The sequence below is a fragment of the Pseudomonas sp. NPDC079367 genome (assembly GCF_044542195.1).
Lineage (GTDB): Bacteria > Pseudomonadota > Gammaproteobacteria > Pseudomonadales > Pseudomonadaceae > Aquipseudomonas.
On sequence record NZ_JBITTW010000057.1, the window covers coordinates 1 to 23119 of the forward strand.

The 23119-nt window shown below is 60.1% G+C and carries 16 protein-coding genes; 5 read left to right on the top strand and 11 right to left on the bottom strand.

Features of this window, described 5'->3' with window-relative positions; translation table 11 throughout:
• Nucleotides 1–167: 167 nt before the first annotated feature.
• From tadA to treP, 7 genes are all read right to left on the bottom strand, one after another.
• The gene (gene tadA, locus ACIGDJ_RS26805) at nt 168–665 is read right to left on the bottom strand and encodes a tRNA adenosine(34) deaminase TadA (protein WP_397480127.1); all 498 of its coding nucleotides are present in this window, start codon (nt 663–665) and stop codon (nt 168–170) included.
• Nucleotides 665–2041, bottom strand: coding sequence for a multicopper oxidase family protein (locus ACIGDJ_RS26810; RefSeq protein WP_101162061.1), 1377 nt, complete (start codon nt 2039–2041; stop codon nt 665–667). The genes tadA and ACIGDJ_RS26810 overlap by 1 nt, the downstream gene beginning before the upstream one ends.
• Before the next feature lie 113 nt (nt 2042–2154).
• On the bottom strand, nt 2155–2451 hold the full coding sequence (locus ACIGDJ_RS26815; RefSeq protein WP_101162059.1) for a PTS transporter subunit EIIB: 297 nt from the start codon (nt 2449–2451) through the stop codon (nt 2155–2157).
• A 2-nt stretch (nt 2452–2453) separates the two neighbouring features.
• Complete coding sequence (gene ptsP, locus ACIGDJ_RS26820) at nt 2454–4982, bottom strand: phosphoenolpyruvate--protein phosphotransferase (protein WP_397480128.1); 2529 nt, start codon at nt 4980–4982, stop codon at nt 2454–2456.
• A gap of 50 nt (nt 4983–5032) precedes the next feature.
• Nucleotides 5033–6256: a carbohydrate porin gene (locus ACIGDJ_RS26825; RefSeq protein WP_101162055.1), complete on the bottom strand. Its 1224-nt coding sequence runs from the start codon at nt 6254–6256 to the stop codon at nt 5033–5035.
• Between the two features lie 104 nt (nt 6257–6360).
• On the bottom strand, nt 6361–8007 hold the full coding sequence (treC, locus tag ACIGDJ_RS26830; protein WP_397480129.1) for an alpha,alpha-phosphotrehalase: 1647 nt from the start codon (nt 8005–8007) through the stop codon (nt 6361–6363).
• Between the two features lie 64 nt (nt 8008–8071).
• On the bottom strand, nt 8072–9514 hold the full coding sequence (gene treP, locus ACIGDJ_RS26835; RefSeq protein WP_101162051.1) for a PTS system trehalose-specific EIIBC component: 1443 nt from the start codon (nt 9512–9514) through the stop codon (nt 8072–8074).
• A gap of 235 nt (nt 9515–9749) precedes the next feature.
• Here treP and treR point away from each other — a divergent pair, with 235 nt between their 5' ends.
• Both treR and ACIGDJ_RS26845 read left to right on the top strand, forming a co-directional pair.
• The gene (gene treR / locus ACIGDJ_RS26840; RefSeq protein ID WP_397480130.1) at nt 9750–10454 is read left to right on the top strand and encodes a trehalose operon repressor; all 705 of its coding nucleotides are present in this window, start codon (nt 9750–9752) and stop codon (nt 10452–10454) included.
• Nucleotides 10455–10570: 116 nt separating this feature from the next.
• Nucleotides 10571–13702: a membrane-targeted effector domain-containing toxin gene (locus ACIGDJ_RS26845; RefSeq protein ID WP_397480131.1), complete on the top strand. Its 3132-nt coding sequence runs from the start codon at nt 10571–10573 to the stop codon at nt 13700–13702.
• Between the two features lie 91 nt (nt 13703–13793).
• On the opposite strand, the gene guaA is transcribed toward ACIGDJ_RS26845, so the two are convergent.
• The 4 genes from guaA to ACIGDJ_RS26865 all read right to left on the bottom strand — a co-directional run bounded on the left by guaA (nt 13794) and on the right by ACIGDJ_RS26865 (nt 18515).
• The gene (gene guaA / locus ACIGDJ_RS26850) at nt 13794–15371 is read right to left on the bottom strand and encodes a glutamine-hydrolyzing GMP synthase (RefSeq protein ID WP_042608327.1); all 1578 of its coding nucleotides are present in this window, start codon (nt 15369–15371) and stop codon (nt 13794–13796) included.
• A gap of 79 nt (nt 15372–15450) precedes the next feature.
• Nucleotides 15451–16920 (bottom strand): IMP dehydrogenase, encoded by a 1470-nt coding sequence (gene guaB / locus ACIGDJ_RS26855; RefSeq protein ID WP_016773343.1) that lies wholly within the window; start codon nt 16918–16920, stop codon nt 15451–15453.
• Between the two features lie 196 nt (nt 16921–17116).
• Entirely contained in the window at nt 17117–17665 is a 549-nt protein-coding gene (locus ACIGDJ_RS26860) for a sugar ABC transporter ATPase (protein ID WP_397480132.1), read from the bottom strand.
• Between the two features lie 82 nt (nt 17666–17747).
• Nucleotides 17748–18515, bottom strand: a complete 768-nt coding sequence (locus ACIGDJ_RS26865; RefSeq protein ID WP_313000881.1) for a sulfite exporter TauE/SafE family protein — start codon at nt 18513–18515, stop codon at nt 17748–17750.
• Nucleotides 18516–18679: 164 nt separating this feature from the next.
• On the opposite strand from ACIGDJ_RS26865, the gene xseA reads away from it, so the two are divergent.
• The 3 genes from xseA (at nt 18680) to leuA (ending at nt 23021) form a co-directional block, all read left to right on the top strand.
• Nucleotides 18680–20059 carry an exodeoxyribonuclease VII large subunit gene (xseA, locus tag ACIGDJ_RS26870; RefSeq protein ID WP_397480133.1) on the top strand — a complete coding sequence of 460 codons (1380 nt, stop codon included), beginning with the start codon at nt 18680–18682 and terminating at the stop codon, nt 20057–20059.
• A gap of 3 nt (nt 20060–20062) precedes the next feature.
• Nucleotides 20063–20884: a peptidoglycan DD-metalloendopeptidase family protein gene (locus ACIGDJ_RS26875; RefSeq protein WP_101162039.1), complete on the top strand. Its 822-nt coding sequence runs from the start codon at nt 20063–20065 to the stop codon at nt 20882–20884.
• A 457-nt stretch (nt 20885–21341) separates the two neighbouring features.
• The gene (gene leuA, locus ACIGDJ_RS26880; RefSeq protein WP_397480134.1) at nt 21342–23021 is read left to right on the top strand and encodes a 2-isopropylmalate synthase; all 1680 of its coding nucleotides are present in this window, start codon (nt 21342–21344) and stop codon (nt 23019–23021) included.
• The last annotated feature ends 98 nt before the right edge of the window (nt 23022–23119 follow it).

Genomic DNA, 23119 nt, shown 5'->3' on the forward strand with positions numbered 1-23119 from the left:
CATGCGAATACTGCTGATCAGACTGAATGCCATGCTGCGAGACGGTACAGAATGGCGCTGATGGACGGCGGGTTAAGACAGTTGCTCCCACATTGCAAGCGCATTTGTGCCGTTGAAATGCCGTCTTTTGAGGAAGTGAACCTGCTCGTTTCTTAATGGGGCGGTATTTATTCAGCGGATTTTGCGCGTCTGGCGCGAAAGAATTCGGTCAGCACAGCCCCACACTCTTCAGCCAACACCCCACCCTCATACAACACCCGGTGATTCAAAAAGCCCTGGGTGAAAAACTGCCCCTGGCTCTGCACAATTCCGGCTTTTGGCTCCAGCGCGCCATACACCACCCGCGCCACTCGCGAATGCACGATCAGCCCGGCGCACATGCTGCACGGTTCCAGCGTTACATACAGCGTGCTGCCCGGCAGGCGATAGTTGTCCACCGCCTGCGCGGCGGCGCGAATCGCGACCATCTCAGCGTGGGCACTCGGGTCGCTGGTGCTGATCGGGCAATTGAAGCCGCGCCCGATGATCACACCATCCTGCACCAGTACCGCGCCCACCGGCACTTCACGGAGGGCGGCGCCCTGTGCGGCGAGGGTCAGGGCTTCGCGCATGAAGTCGCGGTCGCGGCTGCGGTCGATGATCGCCGCCGGGCGGATCTGGCGCATCACTTCACCTCGATCGCGGCCATCAGGCCGGTTTCCATGTGGTCGATCACGTGGCAGTGGAACATCCACACCCCCGGGTTATCCGCGACCAGCGCCACTTGCGCGCGCTCGTTCTTGCCCAGCAGATAAGTGTCGGTGAAATACGGAACGACCTTGTGCCGGTTCGAGGCAATCACCTTGAAGCTCATGCCATGCAAGTGAATCGGGTGCTGGTACTGGGTCATGTTCTTCAGTTCGAAAATATAGCTCTGACCCAGTTTCAGGCTGGCAATCGGTCGGTCAGCACACGTCTTGTCGGTGATGTCCCAGGCCTTGCCATTGATTTGCCACAGGCTCGGCGGCTTGCCGTTGTCGACATTGACCGACACCGAGCCGACCCATTCGAAATTGAAGTTGAGTTTCTCGGCGTTGGCCAGATCCGGCTCGGCCACCGGGTTGGCCGGCAAGGCTTTCGGCCAGTCCGTCGGCGCGTCGGTGTTGGCGACTGAACGTAGCGTACCCAGACGAACCGGGCCATTACGCAGCGATAATTCTTCACCGGCCGCTGGTGCCTTGATCGCCAGGCAAATGCGCATGCCGGGGCCGAGCCAGTATTCCTTGCCCAATGGTCGCGGCTCGACCGGGTTGCCATCGAGGGCGTAGATCTTCGCTTCAACGCCGGGAATGTTGATGCGATAGGTCAGGGTGTTATCAAGATTGAGCAAGCGCACCCGAGTGATCTGCCCGGCCGGCAAATCAATCACCGGCAACGGTACGCCGTTGATCGTCGACAGACGCCCCGCCGTACCGCCACGCGCCGCTTCGCGCGGGATACTGAATTCGACGAACTGGCCTTGCTCGTCGACGTGCCAGTTCTTCAGGCTCAGGGTTTTTTCGTATTTGAAACCGGTCGGCTCGCGTTCTTCGATGATCAGCGGCCCGACCAGCCCGCGCCCCAGTTCTTCGCTGCTGCTGACATGCGGGTGATACCAGTAGCTGCCGGCGTCCGGCACACGGAATTTGTAGTCGAAGTATTCACCCGGCAACACCGGCAGTTGCGACACGTAAGGCACGCCGTCCATTTCCAGCGGCAGGCGAATGCCGTGCCAGTGAATGGTGGTCGCCACCGGCAGATGATTGATGAAACGCACCCGCAGCCATTCGCCCTGACGCACACGCAACTCCGTGCCCGGCGCGGACGGGCCGAACGCCCAGGCCTCGGTCTTGTGCCCCGGTACCAACTCCACGTCCAGCGGCGCAGCGATCAGCTCATAGTCGTGGCCGGCCTCTGCGTCGGCCATCTTGCCCAGCCAGTAACGCGATGCGCCTCCCGCGCCCACGCCAACGACAACAAGACCGGCCAGGCCACCGAGGATTTGGCGACGGGTAAAGGACATGAACTCAACTACCTCACGTATCAGCGACAGACCCCGAGGGATCCGCAAAAAGGCGAATACGATACACCCGCAGTTGAGAAACAGTAAGGGCGACCTGAGGCCGCACGTCTTGTTCAGCCTTGCGCGTGCAGCCCGGTAATCAGGTGCAGCACGCCGTCACCCAGCGGCATGACGCCCGCCACACCGGCCACGCTCAGCGCCTGACGGTCGACCCGCGCCTCATCATGCAGTGCCACACGGACCCGGGTCAGCGCCACCGGCTGCCGGGACTTGAGGTTATCCACACCGCCCAGCGCCGCAACGATCTCTGCGCTCAAGCCCGCAACCGGATCGGCGGCGGCTATCACCTCGTCCGGAACCAGATCCGGCGTCAGCGCTTTCCAGAATGCCTGCTGCAATTTGTCGAACATGTTCAATTCTCCATAACCGGCCAGACATCGGCTTTCGCCTCATGAAAACGCTGCAAGGCTTCGCGCACATCGGCGGCGCTTTCCAGATTCGAGACCTGTTCGGCGATGATCCGACAGTCGGCCAGATTCACTTCGCGCACCGCCGACTTGATCGCCGGAATCAACGGCACGCTCACCGACAACTCATCCACGCCCAGCCCCAGCAGCAACGGCACAGCCAAGCGTTCAGACGCCATTGCGCCACAGACGCCGACCCATTTGCCGTGCGCGTGTGCAGCGTTCACCGTCATGGCGATCAGGCGCAGCACTGCAGGATGAAAGCTGTCCGCCTGGCTGGCGAGACGCGGGTGATCTCGGTCCATGGCCAACGTGTATTGGGTGAGGTCATTGGTGCCGATGGAGAAAAAATCCACGTGCGGCGCCAGCACATCGGCCATCAGCGCGGCGGCGGGCACTTCGATCATGATCCCCAGTTTCGGCAGGTGCGCCAGGCCCAGCACCCGCGCCTCTTGCTCAAGGATCTGCCGTGCCAGACGCAATTCCCCAAGACCGGTGACCATCGGCAGCATGATGTGCAGGCGCGTCAGATCAGTGCAGGCCAGAACGGCACGAAATTGTTCACGCAGCAGTTGCGGTCGCTCCAGGCACAGACGAATGCCGCGCAAACCGAGAAAAGGATTGGTTTCGCTGTCCATCGGCACATAAGCCAGCGGTTTGTCGCCACCGACATCGAGTGTGCGCACCACCAGATTGTGTGCCGGCCCGATGGTTCGGGCGATGGCGCTGTAGGTGACCACCTGTTCGTCATGGCCCGGCGCCTGTTGGCGACCCAGGTAGAGAAACTCCGATCGCAGCAGCCCCACGCCATTCGCGCCCAGCTCCATGGCCTGCGCGGTTTCGCTCTGCGACGCGACGTTGGCGGTGACTTCGACGTGACGGCCGTCGCGGGTACAGGCCGCCTCGCCGGCCCGTGCCAGCTCCTGCTGATGACGTTGACGCTGTTGCTCATGCCGCGCACGCAGCTGGTCGATGGACTCGGCGTCTGGATGCAACTGCAGTTCGCCCTTGTCGGCATCGAGCAGCACCCGCGTGCCGTTGTCGAGCCCGAGCATTTGCAGCGGCATGCCGCAGATCGCCGGCAAACCACAGGCACGCGCCAGAATGGCCACGTGGCTGGTAGCGCCGCCGCCGACCGTAGCGAAACCCAGCACCTTGCGCGTATCCAGCCCGGCGGTCTGCGAAGGGGTCAATTGATCGGCGATGAGGATGGTGTCGGCCGGCAACTCCAGCGCTTGCTCGTGGACACCGACGATCAGCTTCAGCACGCGCTGGCCGACATCGGCCAGATCCGCCGCACGTTCGGCCAGCAGAGCATTGCCCAGCGAACGGAACATCGCCGCCGTCGCTTCGGTGCTGGTTTTCCAGGCAAACGCTGCGCTCTTGCCTTGATCGATCAAGGCATGGGCCTGATCCAGCAGGCTGGGGTCGGCCAGCAGTTCCTGATGTGCCTTGAAAATCTCCGCCTGCGCCTGGCCGCTGGCGGTGTCGCGCAGATGCTGCAAGGCCATGTCGGCTTCGATCAGGGCCTGGCTCAAGGCCTCAAGTTCGATTGGCGGCTCGGCGCCGAACTCGTTGATCACAAGCGGCACTTCGACGATCTGCATGACTTGGCCCAGCGCCGAACCGGGCGAAGCGCAGACGCCGCGCAGGATGTTCGGTATTTGTGCCGCAACGACTTCGACCGGCGTAGGCACTGTAACGGCTTCGCCGCAGCCTTCGCTCAGCAAGCGACCCAGCGCTTCGACGGCGGCTTCGGCATCTTCACCTTGGGCGCTGACCTGCACACTGTCGCCATGGGCCGTTTGCAAAGCCATGATTGCCACCAATGATTTGCCATTGGCTTGCGCTTGCAGTTTGTGCAGATGGATGGTCGCTGAAAATGCCTTCGCCGCTTGGGCAAATACCGCCGCCGGCCGCGCGTGCAGGCCACTGGGATTAGGCAGGTTGATCGGCTGCGAAAACACCGCATCGCCCTGCACCGATGCCGGGTTTTCGCCGACGACTGCGCCGACCACGACGTCCAGCACTGGTTGGCCAACCTCAACCAACCCCGTTGAGCCGACGAGTGAATCGAACGGCTCGCCGCTGACCACCAGCATCAAGGTCAACAAACTGCGCGCGTGCAGGGCAATGTAATCGGCGTCAAAATCGATCAGCGCATGCCCCGCTTCGACCCGCTGCCCCGCTTCAACGCAGCGGGTGAACCCTTTGCCGGCGAGATTCACCGTGTCCAGACCGATGTGCATCAGCACCTGAACACCTTCATCGCCGGTGATGGTCAGCGCATGCCCGCTGGCCTGAACGTCGCTGACCACGCCGGCCAGCGGTGCGCAGAGCGTCGACGAAGTCGGGTCGATGCACAAACCGTCGCCGATGATCCGCCCGGCAAACACCGGATCGGGCACCTCGTCCAGCGCCATCAGTACGCCGGACAACGGTGCCAGCAACTGCAATTGTTGGGGTGTGGCCATGACATCACCTGCGCTTGTATTGTCTGAATGAGCGGTCGCACCCGCTTTGCTTACTTCCACCAGTATTCAACCTGCAAGCCGACATTGGCGCCGTGCCGCGCGTTGCCGAAAGCCCCCGTATCGGACAGTGCCGAACCCTTGGCCAACAGGTTGGCAGCACGCTTGGCCGCCTGGTTCCAGCTGGCATAGGTGTAATACAGACGCACCTCGGGCCGCGCCCAGAACTCCGGGCCTTTGGGGGACCAGGTCGGCGCGAAGGTGAACTTGCTCAGCTTGCGCGTGCCGTCCGCCGCATCGACCTGATCGTGACCCAGTTCGGTCACCAGTTTGAACTGCTCGCTCAGCGCATAAGCCGGGCGCACACCCAGCGACAGCCAGTTCTGATCGGCCCCGCCCGGGCGAATATCCTTTTGATACACCGCCTGGAATTGTCCGCCAAAACGCGGCGTGAGTTGCCAGTCGAAGAACTCGACGACCCGATAGCTCTTGTTGCGGTCATCGAGCCTGACGTTACCGGTATAGCCCAACCCTGTGCCCGGCCCTTCGCCATATTGCAGCGCCAGTTTGTTCTTGCCGCCGAAAAAGTCCTGTTGCACGTGCTGAGTGGTGATCGCCCAGCCACGGTGGGCGTCGCGACTGTCAGGCTTGTCGATGTAACTCAGACCGAATTCGAGCTCACCGCCCGGGTTGCTATTGAAACCGCCGACGTTGAAGTCGTGCCGGTTGATGTAGTCCTTCTGATAAAGGTTGTCCTTGCGCGAAAAGGCGTAGCTGTATTTCAAGCCGCCGATCAATACGTCTTCGATACCGCCGCCGGTTGCGCTCTGGTTCCAGTAGTAGAAGTCGGAAATATGGATGTCGTTACGTTTGTAATAGCGCCGCCCCGCCCACAGCGAGCCACCATTGAGCGCGGGCATCGCCGACCATTGCGCGTACGCCTGCGGCAAGCGAATCGAGCCGTTGTCCTCATTGAACGTCAGGCTGCGGTCGTAGCGGTTATACAGCGATGCCATGCCGTCGAGGCTCAGCACCGAGCCGTCGTCGAGGGTGTACAGATCCTGGCGTAGCTCGAGTTCGCCGTACTGCTCGCATTCATTACCCAGGCGATATTTGGTCTGCGCACCGGGCAACTGGAAACACGACTGGCTCCCGCTGTTGACCGAGGTCCCGAGACCACTGCGCAGATAGCCGCCGAACTCCAGCGCCTGTGAAGACGTCGGCATGGCCAGACATAAACCGGCGACGGCCAGGCTGTGATTGAGGGTTGTTTTCATATGCCACCCATTGTTTTTATTGTGTGGTTGCAGGAATTCAGCGCGCACAAATCCCCCGCGCAGCGTTCTGCGTGTTTTTTTAAAAGTTGTTTTTCAGTTGGTGATCAAGGATCGGTCAGGTGCAGCACGAAGGATTCGTAAGGTCGCAAGTGCAGCCGCCGCGTGCGTTTCGGACAGTCCGGGTAATTGCTGATCAACAAGCGCTGCTCCGTGGCTTCGTCAATCAATGCAGGTAGCTCGACGTCACACGCGCTACTGTAAAAATTGTTCACCACCAGCAAACGTTCTCCCACGCCTTCGCGCAGGTACGCCCAGATTTTTGGGTGCTCCGGCAATAACTGGCGATAGATGCCGTCGCTGATCAGCGCTTCAGTGCGGCGCAATTCGATCAGGCGCCGATAGTGATGCAGCACCGATTCGGGATCGTGCAGCTGCTGCGCGACGTTGATTTGCGCAGCATTGGCCGGCACGCCAATCCAGGGTTCGCCAAGGGTGAAACCGGCATTGTGCCCGGCGTGCCAGTGCATCGGCGTGCGCCCATTGTCGCGGGACTTCTGCATGATTGCCGCCAGGTTGTCGATATCGCTGGCGCCAGCCTCACGTTTAAGACGAAAGATATTCAGCGTCTCGACATCGCGATACTGCTCAATGCTGTCGAAGCCCGGATTGGTCATGCCCAGTTCTTCGCCCTGATAAACGAACGGCGTGCCCTGCAGAAAGTGCAGCGCGGTGCCGAGCATCTTCGCCGACAGCTCGCGGTACTCGCCGTCATTGCCGAACCGCGAAACCACACGCGGCTGATCGTGGTTACACCAGAACAGTGCATTCCAGCCGCCGCCCGCCTGCATGCCGGTCTGCCAGTCGGAGAGAATTTGCTTGAGCTGGAGGAAATCGAAATCGGCGCGCACCCACTTTTGCAGGTTCGGGTAATCGACTTTCAGGTGATGAAAGTTGAAGGTCATCGACAGTTCTTTCGACTGCGGATTGGAATAACGAATGCAGTGTTCAAGGCGGGTCGAGGACATCTCGCCGACGTTGATCAGCTCATGCCCTTCGAAGACTTCACGGTGCATCTGCTGCAAGTACGCATGCACGTTCGGCCCGTCGGTATAGAAGCGCCGACCGTCGCTGTCGTCTTCGGGGAAATCCGCCGGTTTGGAGATCAGGTTGATCACGTCCAGACGAAAACCACCGACGCCTTTGTCGCGCCAGAAGCGCATCATTTTGAACACTTCGTCGCGGACCTTGGGATTGTCCCAATTGAGATCCGCCTGGGTGTGGTCAAACAGGTGCAGATAATATTGGCCAGTCTGCGCTTCGTACTCCCAGGCTGAACCGCCGAACTTGGACTCCCAGTTGTTCGGCTGATCGCGCCAGATATAGAAGTCGCGATAAGGATTGTCGAGGCTGCTGCGCGCCTGCTGGAACCAGACATGCTCGATCGAGGTGTGGTTGACCACAATGTCGAGCATCAACTTGATCCCGCGCTTGCCGGCTTCGGCGATGAGCAGTTCACAGTCGGCCATGCTGCCGTAGCTCGGATCGACCGCGTAGTAGTCGCTGATGTCGTAGCCATTGTCGCGCTGCGGCGAGCGCAGAAACGGCGTGATCCACAGGTAATCGACACCGAGCCATTGCAGGTAATCGAGCTTGGCAACGATGCCGAGCAGATCGCCTGTGGCGTTGCCGGCATGGCTGTGAAAGCTCTTCGGATAGATCTGGTAGATCACCGAACGTTGCCAGTCTTGCATGGCGGATTTCCTCTTGAATTTTACGATCTCTGTGGGGGCTGCCCGAGGCTGCGATCTTTTGATTTCAGGCGACCCGGTAACCCGGCCGGACGATCTTCATGCTCAGCACGCAGGTCAGGGCAAATGGCACGAGCACCGTGATCAGCATGCCGATCACGAACATGGGGATGAACTGCGGCATGATCGAAATGAACCCCGGCAGGCCGCCAACGCCGATGGCAGAGGCCTGAATCTTGTTCAGCGAGAGGAACATGCACCCCAGCGCCGAACCGGCCAACGCGGCGTAAAACGGAAATTTGTAGCGCAGGTTGACGCCGAACATCGCCGGCTCGGTGATGCCGAAGTACGCGGAAATCGCCGAGGTAGAAGCCATGCTCTTGTCCCGCGCATTGCGCGTCATCCAGAACACCGCCAGGGCCGCACTGCCCTGCGCCAGATTGGACATGACGATCATCGGCCAGATGAAGGTGCCGCCCTGGCTCGAGATCAATTGCAAGTCGACTGCAAGAAACATGTGGTGCATGCCGGTGATCACCAGCGGCGCATACAACAGACCGAAAATCAGACCGCCCACCAACGGCGCCAGATCAAACAGCATCACCAGACCCTCGGTGATGTAGATGCCGATATGCCGGGTCACCGGGCCAATGATCGCCAGCGCCAGCACGCCGGTAACGACGATGGTAGTGATCGGCACCACCAGCAATTGCACGGCGTTGGGCACACGCGCCCGCAACCATTTTTCAATCACGCTCATCACGTAGGCTGCCAGCAGGATCGGCAGGATCTGCCCTTGGTAACCCACCTTTTCCACCTGGAACAGGCCGAGGATGTCGAAGTACGGCAGTTGCTGCCCGTCCAACCCGGCAACAGCCTTGCCGTAATTCCAGGCATTGAGCAGATCCGGGTGCACCAGCATCAGGCCGAGGACGATCCCCAGGATTTCGCTGCCGCCGAAACGCTTGGCTGCCGACCAGCCCACCAGCGCCGGCAGAAACACGAACGAGGTGTTGGCCATCAGATTGATCAGGCTCCACAGCCCGTCGAGATTCGGATAGGCATCGAGCAGGGTCTGACCCTCGATGAACATGCCCTTGGCGCCGAGCAGGTTGTTGATGCCCATCAACAGGCCGGCAATGATCAGCGCAGGCAGAATCGGCATGAACACATCGGAAAACACCCGCACCAGCCGTTGCATGGCGTTTATCTTCTCGGCGCTTTTCTGTTTAACGTCGGCGATGGTCGACGCCGCCAGACCGGTCTGCTGGCGCAGTTCGGCGTAGACCTTCTCAACATCGCCCGGGCCGATGACCACCTGATACAACCCGCCGGTGAAGAACGACCCCTTGACCAGTTCGACGCCGTTGAGTGCGGCCACATCGACCCGCGCGGGGTCCTTCAAGGCCATACGCAAACGCGTCACGCAATGCGCCGCCTGCTCGATGTTGTCACGGCCACCAAGGCTTTCCAGCAGCTCCTTGGCGATGTTCGGATAGTCATGGCTCATGCTTGTTCGTCCGTCGTGGATTGTTGTTATTGGCAGCACGCCGAGAGGAAAAATACTCGTCTGTACGAGTTAATGCAACAACTCGTCTGTACGAGCCGGCGTCCTTGGATCTACGTCAGAAATAAGCGGATTCTTCCTACTCTGACCTAAGATGTTTTCCTTCGTCCGCATGGACAAACCCCTACCCTGCCCTTAAGGTTCGGGGTTTTGAACACCGTCGGCACAGAGCCCAGCCATGAGCAAATACAACCAGATCTACAGCGATTTGCTTGCCAGTATCACCACGCAGCGCCTGGAGCGCGGCGCCCGGCTGCCTTCCGAAACCGAACTGATGGACACCTACCAGGCCAGCCGTGGCACGGTGCGCAAGGCCATCGACCAGTTGCAGGAGCGCGGCTTCGCTCAGAAGATTCACGGCAAAGGCGCGTTCGTGCTGTCGACCAACCCGATCGAATTCCAGCTCGGCGGCATCGTCAGTTTTCAGGAAACCCATCCGCGTCTGGGCAACGACGTCAGCACCGAAGTGGTCGAGTTGTGTCAGGTGCCGCTTGAAGGTGCATTGCTTGAACATATCAATGCCGAACCCGGCAGCCCGATCACCCGGATCAAGCGGGTACGGCGCATCGACGGCAAACGCGTCATCCTCGACATCAATCACTTCGTGAGCGCCGTCATACCCGGTCTGTCGGCGGACATCGCAGAACATTCGATCTACGCCCACATCGAACAGACCCTGCAACTGCAGATCGCCTACGCCCAGCGCACCATTGAAGCCGTACCGTGCAGCAAAGACGACCAACAACACCTGGACCTCGACGGCCAGAGTCATGTCATCGTGGTCAGCAACCAGACCTTCCTGCAGGACGGCCGCCAGTTCGAATACACCGAATCACGGCATACGCTGGACAAGTTCTATTTTTCGGATGTGGCGCGGCGGTGATACATGCGCCAACCTTCCCCCGCCGCCAACAGGGCGCCGGGCCATAGCCGGGTAACACACTTGGCTTGAGCCAAACGGTCATGCTCGCTCCTTGTTTTCTCAAGGATGAAAAACCCATGACCGCTCCCGAACGCCGTCTGCTGCCCAACGCAGCAGACAAAACCGCCCTCAAAGCCCTCGCCACGACCATCGTGCAGACCTGCCCGGGTCTGTTTGAAGCCGCACGTCAAGTCGCCAGCGAACTGCTGGTGGCCAAAGGTCTGTCCGGCCTTGATCCCGACCGGGTGTATTTCCACCGCTTCAAAGCCGCGCAGAGCAACGCGCTGACCTTTACCGGTTGGGAACATTTGCTGGAAAAGCCTTACGAAACCCTCACTCTCACGCAACTGGTCATTCATCGTTTTCGCGCGACCGATCAAGATAACGCCGACCTGCTCGGCCTCTATTGCGGGTTTTATTCGGAGGGGCCGAACGCCGAGAATTTCAATCAAGACAATGAAGTGCGCTTGCTGGGCAGCGATGTTCTGAAGGTGTTCTGGGACGTCGATTTCAGCAAGCGCTACACCGAGCAATTGAGCAAATTCTGGCAAACTTCGTCGGATAATTTTCGTGTTCTGGCCAAGTGCAATTTCCTCAGTCAGGCGGTGCAGGCGCTGCAACAGAATGACCTTGGAGGCGACGATTTCCAACGCATCATCGCCTCGGTCATCGGGCCGATTACCTGGCCCGTGACCCTGCAAATATTGCGAGCGACCTACCCGGTCGGCGCTGAAGTACGCGCATTGGATGTCGATGGCCACGTTGCCACCGATGTGCTGCGTCTGGTGGAAAACAGCGGCCGGCAGACCCTTTACTTGCCGGGTGAAGCCCCGGCTTTTCGCCTGATGGACAGTGAGGCCAATCTGCACTGGTGGCTGCTTGAGCAGATGAATGCCGAGGACAAACGCAGCGCATTTCTCAAGCATTTCCCTCTCGCCGAGAGTCACCGCATCAGCGAAAACCTTACCGATTTGATGAACCGTCTGGTGAGCGCCTGGGGCCATAGCAATCACCAGATGATCAATCGCAGCAACGTCGCCGTCGCCGGTGATGCGTTCACTTGGTTAAGCGAATCGACACACAGCGCCATGGTCGCCGAGGCACAGCTGGCGCTGACCTCCAACAGCGACCTGCGCAAAAAACTCTGGATAGGTTATTTGAGCGCGGGTTTGAAAGTATTCGGCCCGATGGCAGCGGTGGGTTGGCCGGCAGCGTTGCCGTTGATCGGTGCCAGCATCGCCAACATGGGTCTGAACATCGATCAGGCCGTCAACGGCACCACAGCCGCCGAACGTAAAACGGGCCTTGCCAATGCAGTGCTCAACGGTATCGAAATTGTGCTGGATGTGCCGTTTCTGATCGGCACTGGCGCGCAGCTGGAAGTCGGCCCGCAAGTCGAGTTTGCCGAAGCCGAAGAAATGGCCGGGTTGGTCGAGTTCACTTCGGCGAACACGCCTCTCCTGCCGCCTGTAGAGCCGCCCCCAGCCACGCTGGTTGAAGAAGCCAGCACCGAATTGGCCAACGACATTCCCATCGAAACGCCTTCCGCCACATCCGTCCAGGCCTCGACGACTGCCGCTGCACAACAGGGACCCTCCGTGCCGGGGATTCCCGCCCGCTATCGGTGCAACGAGGTACTTGTATCGGACGCCGTTGAGTCGGCCCCTGGGAAATTTGAAGGTATCTACCGTCTCGACAAGGAGCCACGCTACGCGATCAGAATCGATGACGACGCGTACTACGTGCACTACTTTGCCGATTCCGAGGAGAGCGGCCACTGGGCGGTCGTCAATCCCGAGCGTCCCAATCAGTTCGCTTATTCGCTGCCGGTACGCTTCGGGGCTGGCGGCAAATGGGAGCGCATCCCTGCGTTGCGGCTCAGGGGCGGCGGTCAATGTGTGGGCAAGTCGTGCACATTGGATATTGAAACGACGCCCGAGCCGTCCACGACAACGCCCTCGGCGGAGCTGCATTTGGTCGAACCGGTTCCCGGGTCTGCTCGTCCGCTGCGTCTGGTGACGCCCCTCCACGACGTCATGGGGATGGACATGGCAGCGCTAAAAAGATGGGCGATGAATCTGCCTGAAACCTTCGCTACGCTGCCCAGCGCCGCTCACGGCAATCGGCCGATTGCTGAGGTGTTTGCCGCCTACTTCGGGCAAAGGCGCGCCATTCTACTCAACGAGGCCAAGGAATTTTACTCAGAGCTGAACTGGACCAACCTGCCCGCCCGGCCGATCATCCCGCCGATTACCTCAGCGATGACGACAGACGAAGTGATCGACGGTATTTTTGCCAACAGCAGGGGGCTAGTGATTGGCGAGACGCTGGATCGCATCACTAGCATGGGGTTCATGATCGAAAACATGCCGCTGTTCGCACGGCACATCGATACCCTTTACGTGCGTGGATTGCTCAGTGATTTTGCTCAGACTGATCTCAACGACTTTCACATGTCGGGAGAGATGTCACAGGATCTGCGTACCTATCTGTCCAGCCTTGGCACCGACCCCGATGACCGGTTCAACGTCCTCGAGCTGGTCAGGACCGCGCAGGCCAACGGCGTCCGGGTTCACGGCCTCGACGTGGCGCAAAATTACAAACCGAAGGTACCCCTCACCTCGATTGAAGAGCAGATGATGCACGCTCGCCTGACCACCCGAATCATGTGGGGTGACGAAATCCTCAACAAACCGGGCAAATGGGTTGTATTGAGCGAAGCAACGAATACCAATAACTTCAGAAACCTGCCGGGCATCAGCGAACACATGGGCGGCATCGGTTTACGGATCGAGGAGGTGTCATCCGCCGAGGAAGCAGGCGTCAGTATCGATCCCGGGCTGGAAATCGCGCGCGGCCCGTTTGACAACGGCGCAACGACCCGTGCCTCAGTCGACGTGCTCTACGCTGACCTGCGTTTGCAGATCGAATCAGCTACGCCGCAATGGACACCCGCGGCGCAGGAAAAGCTGCTGCATCGCAATGGCATGTTTCTGATCGAAAAGAGCCAAAACGCCTACACACTGGTACGTCGCGACAGCTCAAGCAACATTGTGCGAACAACGGTCAATCGCAGAAGGGATGGCCAGGTTTACATATGGGCGCAGTCGTTGCCTCGAATCAGCGGCATCATGTTCCGTGACATCGCCGCGTTATCCCAGCGGCTGATAGAGATCGGCCTGACCCTGCAAAGTCGCCTGCCCACCTGAGCCGTTTTTCGGGATCATGAAACGAAAAAACCCTTGGCTTGAGGCCAAGGGTTTTTTGCTTACTCGATGCGTCGATCAGCGTGCAGCGGGATCACTCCCACTCAATCGTCGCCGGCGGCTTGCTCGACACGTCGTAGGTGACGCGCGAGATACCTTCGATTTCATTGATGATGCGGCCGGAGACGGTCTCCAGCAGTTCGTAAGGCAGGTGCGCCCAACGCGCGGTCATGAAGTCGATGGTTTCTACGGCACGCAGGGCCACGACCCACGCGTAACGCCGACCGTCGCCGACCACGCCGACCGATTTCACTGGCTGGAACACCACGAAAGCCTGGCTGACCTTGTGGTACCAGTCGGCCTTGCGCAGTTCTTCAATGAAGATGTGGTCGGCACGACGCAGCAGGTCGGCGTATTCCTTCTTCACTTCGCCGAGGATGCGCACGCCCAGACCCGGGCCCGGGAACGGGTGGCGGTAGACCATGTCGTACGGCAGGCCGAGTTCCAGGCCCAGACGACGGACTTCGTCCTTGAACAGTTCGCGCAGTGGCTCGACCAGTTTCAGGTTCATTTCTTCCGGCAGGCCGCCCACGTTGTGGTGCGACTTGATCACGTGGGCCTTGCCGCTTTTCGCGCCAGCCGACTCGATCACGTCCGGGTAGATGGTGCCCTGCGCGAGGTATTTGATGTTTTCCAGTTTATTGGACTGGGCATCGAATACGTCGATGAAGGTGCGACCGATGATCTTGCGTTTCTTCTCAGGGTCGGCTTCGCCGGCCAGGTTGTTGAGGAACTGCTCTTCAGCGTTGGCGCGGATTACTTTGACGCCCATGTTCTCGGCGAACATGGCCATCACTTGCTCGCCTTCGTGCAGACGCAGCAGGCCGTTATCGACGAAGACGCAGGTCAACTGATCGCCGATGGCCTTGTGCAGCAGCGCGGCAACCACCGAGGAGTCAACGCCGCCGGACAGGCCCAACAGGACGTTGTCGGTGCCGACCTGAGCGCGGATGTTGGCGATGGCGTCTTCAGCGATTTTCGATGGCGTCCACAGGGCTTCACAGCCGCAGATGTCGAGCACGAAACGCGAAAGGATGCGACCGCCCTGCTTGGTGTGGGTCACTTCCGGGTGGAACTGCACGCCGTAGTACGCGCGATCGTCGTTGAACATGCCGGCGATCGGGCAGCTCGGGGTGCTGGCGAGGATGTGGAAGTCTTCCGGCATCTTGGTGACCTTGTCACCGTGGCTCATCCACACGTCGAGGCCAAACAGGCCGTCGGCGTCGATGTGATCTTCGATGCCGTCGAGCAGGCGGCTCTTGCCGACCACGTCAACGCGAGCGTAACCGAACTCACGCAGTTCGGAACCTTCAACCTTGCCGCCCAGTTGCTCGGCCATGGTCTGCATGCCGTAGCAGATGCCGAACACCGGCACGCCCAGGTCGAACACCGCCTGCGGGCAGCGCGGGCTGTTGGCTTCGTGCACGGACTCGGGGCCGCCGGCGAGGATGACGCCTTTAGGGGCGAATTCGCGGATCGCATCTTCGTCCATGTCGAACGGGTGCAGTTCGCAGTACACGCCGATCTCGCGCACGCGGCGGGCAATCAGCTGGGTGTATTGCGAACCGAAGTCGAGGATCAGGATGCGGTGAGCGTGAATGTCGAGGGCCATGACTCATTCTCATGTAGTGAATCAGAAACAACTCGGGGCTGAATGAACAGCCCCGGTGATTGAACGTTTTGCTGGAGCCTCAACCTACGCGGTAGTTTGGTGCTTCCTTGGTGATCTGCACGTCGTGAACGTGGGATTCGGCCATGCCGGCACCGGTGATCCGCACGAACTCGGGCTTGGTGCGCATTTCTTCGATGTTGGCGCTGCCGGTGTAACCCATCGAGGAACGCAGGCCGCCCATCAACTGGTGAATGATCGCGCTCAGGGTGCCTTTGTATGGCACACGGCCTTCGATGCCTTCCGGAACCAGTTTCTCGGCGCCTGCCGAGGAGTCCTGGAAGTAACGGTCGGACGAGCCTTGCGCCTGGGACATGGCGCCCAGCGAGCCCATGCCGCGATAAGCCTTGTACGAACGGCCCTGGAACAGTTCGATCTCGCCCGGGGCTTCTTCAGTACCGGCGAACATCGAACCCATCATCACGCAGGACGCACCGGCGACGATGGCCTTGGACAGGTCACCGGAGAAACGGATGCCGCCGTCGGCGATCAACGGCACGCCGGTGCCTTCAAGGGCGGCGGCGACGTTGGCGATGGCACTGATTTGCGGCACGCCGACGCCAGCAACGATACGGGTGGTGCAGATCGAGCCTGGGCCGATACCGACCTTGACTGCGTCGGCGCCCGCTTCGGCCAAGGCCTTGGCGGCAGCGCCGGTGGCGATGTTGCCGCCGATCACCTGCACTTCAGGGAAGTTCTCCTTGACCCAGCGAACGCGGTCGATCACGCCCTTGGAGTGACCGTGCGCGGTGTCGACCACCACCACGTCAACGCCGGCGTTGACCAGTGCGGTCACGCGATCACCGGTGTCTTTACCGGTGCCGACCGCAGCGCCAACGCGCAGACGACCTTGATCATCCTTGCTGGCCAGCGGGTAGGCTTTGGCTTTTTCGATATCGTTGACGGTCATCATGCCTTTGAGGGCGAATTTGTCGTCGACGATCAGCACGCGCTCAATGCGGTGCTTGTGCAGCAGTTCACGGACGTCGTTCTTGTCGGCGCCTTCCTTGACCGTGACCAGACGCTCTTTGGGCGTCATCACTTCGCGGACAGTGGCTTCCAGACGGTTTTCGAAACGTACGTCGCGGGAGGTGACGATGCCGACCAGGTCGCCATCGTGCAATACCGGAACGCCGGAAATGTTGTGCAGACGGGTCAGTTCGAACAGATCACGCACCGTGGCATCGGCCTCGATGGTGATGGGATCTTTGACCACACCGGCTTCGAACTTCTTGACCTTGCGCACTTCGGCAGCTTGCTGCTCGATGGTCATGTTCTTGTGGATAATGCCGATGCCACCTTCCTGAGCCATGGCGATTGCCAGACGGGCTTCAGTAACGGTGTCCATGGCGGCAGAAACCAGAGGAATATTCAGTTCGATGCCACGGGTAAGACGGGTCTTGAGACTGACTTCGTTGGGAAGCACCTCGGAATAACCGGGCACTAGGAGAATGTCGTCGAATGTCAGAGCTTCTTGGCTGATACGCAGCATCGCGGGGGCTCCCGAGCGGGAAAATGGAAGCGCGCCATTATAGTCAGACACCCCCTGCTGTTCAATGTAAAACTCAGCCTAATTGATAGATGGAAAACCTGGCTTTCTGTAGGAGCTGCCGAAGGCTGCGATCTTTTGACTTTGCTTTTCAAAGGCAGGATCAAAAGATCGCAGCCTTCGGCAGTTCCTGCTGGGATCAGAGCTCGACCTTTACCCAACTTACAGGTTGATCGAGCCAATCGGCGAACTCGTCGATAAAGCTCTGCTTGAACCCCGCCTCCAGCCAATTATTGAAAATGAAGCCGAGGTTGGAAAACGCGCATTCCTGCAAAAACAGGAAACCGTTGATGTCGTCTTCATGCCCGCATTCGGGGCAGGTGAAATTGTCGGTGCGGCCTGGAAACCAGTCCTCGAGACTTTCGAACAGTGCCTCGCCGACTTCGCGGCGGCACTCGGCGCAACCGGCTTCTTCGAGAAAGCCTTTGGCCGGGGTATAGATGCAGCGCTTGGTGACAATTTCCAGGCCATTGATCGGCTCACCGAACGGCAGCGCCTCGGGGTGCAGCACCACAGCGCGAGCGCCATCAGCAATGGCGTAGGCCATGCGATTGCCTGTGCGGCCGCAGGTTGTCAGTTGTTCTTCGACGATGTTCTTGCGCACCAGCCAGCGCACGATCGCCCGCGCCCGGGGTTCGTGCACCGGCAGGGTGGAGATTTTCGGGACGATGATGCTTTGCGAGTTCATGGAGAGTCCTGCGGTATGGCTTCTGACGCCTTCGCGAGCAGGCGTTCCAAAGGCCGGCAGCTTAATCCCTGAAGAAATTCGGTCAAGTGCTGAAATAACGCACGATCAACGCGATTCCGCTGGCCAGCACCAGCCACGTCACCAGACGCACAAATGCCTCGCGCGAAAGCCTCATGCTCAAACGCCGGCCGATCCACAAGCCCAGTGCCATCGCCGGTAACAGACACAGGGCCAGCATCAACAAGGGTAGCTCGGCATAGACACCGGCGATGACAAACAGACTCAAACGCACCACGGTGCTGCAACTGATCAACGCACTTTGCGTGGCCCGCGCAGCCTCTTTGGGCAAGCGACTGTTCAGATAGATCGCATACAAAAAACCGCCGCTGCCAAACAACGCACCGAACAATCCGCCCACCGTGCCCATGGGTACGGCCCATGCCGCCGACAACTGCGCCGGCCGCGCTTTGACCCACAGGCTGTAAACCGCATAGGCGCTGATAAACAGGCCCATCAACAGCAGCAACAGATCGGATTTGAGATTCAGCAGGAAGATCACTCCCAGCGTGCAGCCGATCGCCATGCACGGCAGCAGTCTGAGCAACTCCGCTCTGGCCACGTCCCGCCGCGAAGGCAGCAGATTGCCGAACGCCGCAACGAAATCCAGCAACACCAGCAGCGGCACGATTTTCGACAGCGGCATGAACAGAATCAGAATCGGCCCCGCCACCAGCGCCGTGCCGAAACCGGCAATACCAAAGACGATGTAGGCCAAGGCAATAGCCAGCCCGATAACCGCCCAACCGCCCGCGCCCCACGACCACGCCCCCAACAGCTCCATCATGCTCATCACTGCATTTCCTTAACAAGTCGCCAATACTCCGCTGTAGGAGCTGCCGAAGGCTGCGATCTTTTGATCTTGATGCTAAAAAAACAAGATCAAAAGATCGCAGCCTTCGGCAGCTCCTACAGGGTTCGTGCAATGAGCAGAAGAATGCCTTTAAACTGCGCCCCATGATTAAAGATCCCTTCGCAAGACTTGGCCTGGACCGAGAAGTCCTGACCGTCAGCCAGCTCAACGGCCGCGCGCGGATGTTGCTCGAAGACGTGTTCAGTAACATCTGGGTAGAAGGCGAAATCTCCAACCTCGCGCGCCCGGCGTCCGGCCACGTCTACTTCACCCTCAAGGACAGCGGCGCGCAGGTGCGTTGCGCGTTGTTCCGGCAGAACGCCGCGAGAGTGCGTCAGGCATTGAAAGATGGTCTGGCGGTCAAGGTGCGCGGCAAGGTTTCGCTGTTCGAAGGCCGTGGCGACTATCAACTGATCCTCGACACCGTTGAACCTGCCGGTGACGGTACGCTGCGTCTGGCCTTCGATGCGCTGAAGGAAAAGCTCAGCGCCGAAGGTTTGTTCAGCGCCGAACGCAAAGTGCCGCTGCCCGCGCACCCGCAACGCATCGGCATCATCAGTTCGCCGACCGGCGCAGTGATTCGCGACATCATCAGCGTGTTCCGCCGCCGTGCGCCGCAGGTGCAACTGACCCTGATTCCGACCGCCGTACAGGGCCGCGAAGCCACTGCGCAAATCGTCCGCGCTCTGAAAATGGCCGATGCCCGTGGCTTCGATGCGCTGATCCTCGCCCGTGGCGGCGGCTCGCTGGAAGACCTCTGGTGCTTCAACGAAGAAGCCGTGGCGCGCGCGGTCGATGCCTGCGTAACGCCGATCGTCAGCGCCGTCGGCCATGAAACCGATGTGTCGATCTGCGACTTTGTTGCCGACGTCCGCGCACCGACACCCTCGGCGGCCGCCGAACTGCTCGCCCCGGATTCCAGCCATCTGATCCGTCAGGTCGAGAGCCTGCATCGACGTTTGGTGATGCGCATGCGCGATCGCTTGATGCGTGATCGCCTGCGTCTGGAAGGCATGGCCAGACGGCTACGGCATCCTGGCGAACGTCTGCGTCAGCAGGCCCAGCGGCTCGACGATCTGGACATGCGCATGCGCCGGGCCTTCGAGCGCAGTCTCAATACCCGCCGCGAACGCCTGATCCGCCTGGAAACCCGCCTCGCCGGGCAACACCCGGGACGCCAATTGGCCATGCTCCGTCAGCGCCTCGACAGCCTCGCCGAACGCCTGCCCCGTGCCATGCGCGATGGCCTGAAACAACGTCGTCAGCAATTGCACAGTCAGATGCAGACCCTGCATGTGGTCAGCCCGTTGGCGACCCTCGGTCGCGGTTACAGCATCCTGCTCGACGAGCGTGGCCACGCGATTCGCAACGCCGCGCAGACCCACACCGGCCAACGCCTGAAAGCCAAACTGGGCGAAGGCGAATTGCAAGTGCGCGTCGAGGATAACCACCTGACGCCCGTCACCCTCTCTTTACTGGACTGATCCATGCCGCGTTTTCTTGCTCCGCTGCTGTTGCTCTGCCTGGCTTTCAATGCTCACGCCGACAGTTACATCACTCGCCTGTTGAACAAACCGGTGCCGGGCGGCGTCGCCGTGGTGGATCTGGGCGCGGCAGCACAAGCGCCGAAAGCCACGTATCAGGGCAAACCGGTGCTGGTGGTGAAAGAACAGAACAACTGGCTGGCGATTGTCGGCGTACCGTTGACGGTCAAGCCCGGTGCACAGCAAATCAGCAGTGGCGGGCGCAATCTGCCCTTCACCGTCGGCAGCAAGAAATACCCGGAACAGCACATCACCCTGAAGAACAAACAACAGGTCAACCCGAACGCCGACAACCTCAAGCGCATCGAGGGTGAACTGGCGGAACAGATCGCGGCTTACCGCAGTTTCAGCCCGAACACGCCGAGCAACCTGCTGCTGGACAAACCGGTGAACGGGCCGCTGTCGAGCAAGTTCGGTGTGCGCCGTTTCTTCAACGGTGAAGAGCGAAATCCTCATGCGGGCCTGGATTTCGCGGTACCGGCCGGGACGCCAATCAAGACGCCGGCGGCGGGCAAGGTGATTCTGATCGGCAATTACTTCTTCAACGGCAATACCGTGTTCGTGGACCATGGCCAGGGCTTTATCAGCATGTTCTGTCACATGTCGAAGATCGATGTGAAGAACGGCCAGCAATTGGCTCGTGGCGCAGTGGTGGGCAAGGTCGGCGCGACCGGCCGCGCGACAGGTCCGCATATGCACTGGAACGTCAGCCTGAATGATGCGCGGGTCGATCCGGCGATTTTCATTGGCGCGTTCCAACCCTGAATATTGTGTGGAGGCTGCTGGCCTCTTCGCGGGCAAGCTCTCACAGGGATTTGTTTGTGAATGCAATCCAATGTGGGAGCGAGCTTGCTCGCGAAGACGGTCTATCCACCTACAAATACCGCTGGCATCCGCCCTCCCTCAATTGCGCCTCAATCTACCCTCACGCAAACATCAACAACCAGTAATGACTTAAGCACAATAAAATCGCGCAAAAACCTGCTTTCCGAGGATTCCTCTCAATTTTTTCCGACTGCTTGCCATCCTTCCCCCTCGCGGTTAGGGTTGAGGCCATGAAAACCTCTCACACCCTCATTCAGCTTCGCCAGCACCGCAGCCTGTGCCTCGTCAGCGCACGACTGCCAGGCTGAATCGCTGCGCCTCGTCCCACGCTTTCCCAAGAACATTCGTTCAACCGGCAGGCCGCCTCTTTTCGGCCCAGACAACAAGGAATTTCCCGATGAGCATGCTCAAAGACCCGTCTTCGAAATACCGCGCGTTTCCCGTCATCAACCTGCCGGATCGCACCTGGCCGTCGAAGACCATCGACACCGCGCCGATCTGGTGCAGCTCCGACCTGCGTGACGGCAACCAGTCGCTGATCGAACCGATGGACGCGGCGAAGAAGCTGCGCTTCTGGAAAACCCTGGTGCAGGTCGGCGTGAAAGAAATCGAAGCATCGTTCCCGGCGGCTTCGCAAACCGACTTCGACTTTGTGCGTACGCTGATCGAAGAAGGCCACATCCCGGATGACACCACCATCCAGGTGCTGACCCAAGGCCGTGAAGACCTGATCGAGCGCACTTTCGAATCCCTGCGCGGGGCGAAGAAAGCCATCGTTCACCTGTACAACGCCACCTCGCCTTCTTTCCGTCGCATCGTCTTCAACCAGGACAAGGACGGCATCAAGGCCATCGCGGTCAACGCCGCCAAACTGTTCGTCAAATACGCAGCGATGCAGCCAGAGACCGAGTGGACCTTCGAATACTCACCGGAAACCTTCAGCGCCACCGAGCTGGAATTCGCCAAGGAAGTCTGTGACGCGGTGATCGAGGTGTGGAACCCGACGCCTGAGCACAAGATGATCCTCAACCTGCCGGCCACCGTTGAATGCGCAACGCCGAACGTCTACGCCGACCAGATCGAGTGGTTCGGTCGCAACATCAACCGTCGTGACAGCGTGATCATCAGCCTGCACACCCACAACGACCGTGGCACAGGCGTCGCGGCCACCGAGCTGGGCCTGATGGCCGGCGCCGATCGCGTCGAAGGCTGCCTGTTCGGCAACGGCGAGCGCACCGGCAACGTCGACCTCGTCACCGTCGCGCTGAACATGTACACCCAGGGCGTGAACCCTGAGCTGGATTTCTCCGACATCGACGGCGTGCGCAAGGTCGTCGAAGAGTGCAACCAGATCCAGGTGCACCCGCGTCATCCGTATGTGGGCGACCTGGTGCACACCGCGTTCTCCGGCTCGCACCAGGATGCCATCCGCAAGGGCTTCGCCCAGCAGAAACCGGACACCCTGTGGGAAGTGCCATACCTGCCGATCGACCCGGCCGACATTGGTCGCAGCTATGAGGCGGTGATCCGCGTCAACAGCCAGTCGGGCAAGGGCGGCATCGCCTACTTGCTGGAGCAGGAATACGGCATCAGCCTGCCGCGTCGCATGCAGATCGAGTTCAGCCAGGTGGTGCAGCGTGAAACCGATCGCTTGGGCCTGGAGATGACCGCCAAGCAGATTCACTCGCTGTTGATCAGCGAATACCTGCAGGCCAACACCCCGTACGCGCTGGTCAGCCATCGTCTGCAGGAAGAAAACGGCAACAGCGCCGTCGAAGTGGAAGTGGCCAGCAAAGGTCAGGGCGAAACCAACCTGCACTGGCGCGGCAAAGGTAACGGCGCGCTGGAGGCATTGGTGGCCGGTCTGCCGGTTCCGGTGGAGATCATGGACTACAACGAACACGCGATCGGCGCCGGCACCAACGCCAAAGCGGCGGCCTACATCGAACTGCGCGTGAACGGTGAACGTGCGGTGCACGGCGTGGGGATCGATGAAAACATCACCACCGCCAGCTTCAAGGCACTGTTCAGCGCACTGAACCGCTCGCTGAGCCAGCCAGAGGCGAAAGCAGCGTAATCGACCGCTGAAACGCGAAAGGCCCCGGAGTGTGAGCTCCGGGGCCTTTTTGTTGTAGATCAAAGGATCGCAGCCTTCGGCAGCTCCTACATTGGGAC

Bases quoted from the DNA above. Each gene is read 5' to 3' on its own strand.
- ACIGDJ_RS26860 (WP_397480132.1), bottom strand. From the start codon at position 17,665: ATGAACTCGCAAAGCATCATCGTCCCGAAAATCTCCACCCTGCCGGTG.
- xseA (WP_397480133.1), top strand. From the start codon at position 18,680: ATGATTAAAGATCCCTTCGCAAGACTTGGCCTGGACCGAGAAGTCCTG.
- leuA (WP_397480134.1), top strand. From the start codon at position 21,342: ATGAGCATGCTCAAAGACCCGTCTTCGAAATACCGCGCGTTTCCCGTC.
- guaB (WP_016773343.1), bottom strand. From the start codon at position 16,920: ATGCTGCGTATCAGCCAAGAAGCTCTGACATTCGACGACATTCTCCTA.
- ACIGDJ_RS26825 (WP_101162055.1), bottom strand. From the start codon at position 6,256: ATGAAAACAACCCTCAATCACAGCCTGGCCGTCGCCGGTTTATGTCTG.
- ACIGDJ_RS26815 (WP_101162059.1), bottom strand. From the start codon at position 2,451: ATGTTCGACAAATTGCAGCAGGCATTCTGGAAAGCGCTGACGCCGGAT.
- ACIGDJ_RS26810 (WP_101162061.1), bottom strand. From the start codon at position 2,041: ATGTCCTTTACCCGTCGCCAAATCCTCGGTGGCCTGGCCGGTCTTGTT.
- ACIGDJ_RS26865 (WP_313000881.1), bottom strand. From the start codon at position 18,515: ATGAGCATGATGGAGCTGTTGGGGGCGTGGTCGTGGGGCGCGGGCGGT.
- tadA (WP_397480127.1), bottom strand. From the start codon at position 665: ATGCGCCAGATCCGCCCGGCGGCGATCATCGACCGCAGCCGCGACCGC.
- treP (WP_101162051.1), bottom strand. From the start codon at position 9,514: ATGAGCCATGACTATCCGAACATCGCCAAGGAGCTGCTGGAAAGCCTT.
- treR (WP_397480130.1), top strand. From the start codon at position 9,750: ATGAGCAAATACAACCAGATCTACAGCGATTTGCTTGCCAGTATCACC.
- ACIGDJ_RS26875 (WP_101162039.1), top strand. From the start codon at position 20,063: ATGCCGCGTTTTCTTGCTCCGCTGCTGTTGCTCTGCCTGGCTTTCAAT.
- ACIGDJ_RS26845 (WP_397480131.1), top strand. From the start codon at position 10,571: ATGACCGCTCCCGAACGCCGTCTGCTGCCCAACGCAGCAGACAAAACC.
- guaA (WP_042608327.1), bottom strand. From the start codon at position 15,371: ATGGCCCTCGACATTCACGCTCACCGCATCCTGATCCTCGACTTCGGT.
- treC (WP_397480129.1), bottom strand. From the start codon at position 8,007: ATGCAAGACTGGCAACGTTCGGTGATCTACCAGATCTATCCGAAGAGC.
- ptsP (WP_397480128.1), bottom strand. From the start codon at position 4,982: ATGGCCACACCCCAACAATTGCAGTTGCTGGCACCGTTGTCCGGCGTA.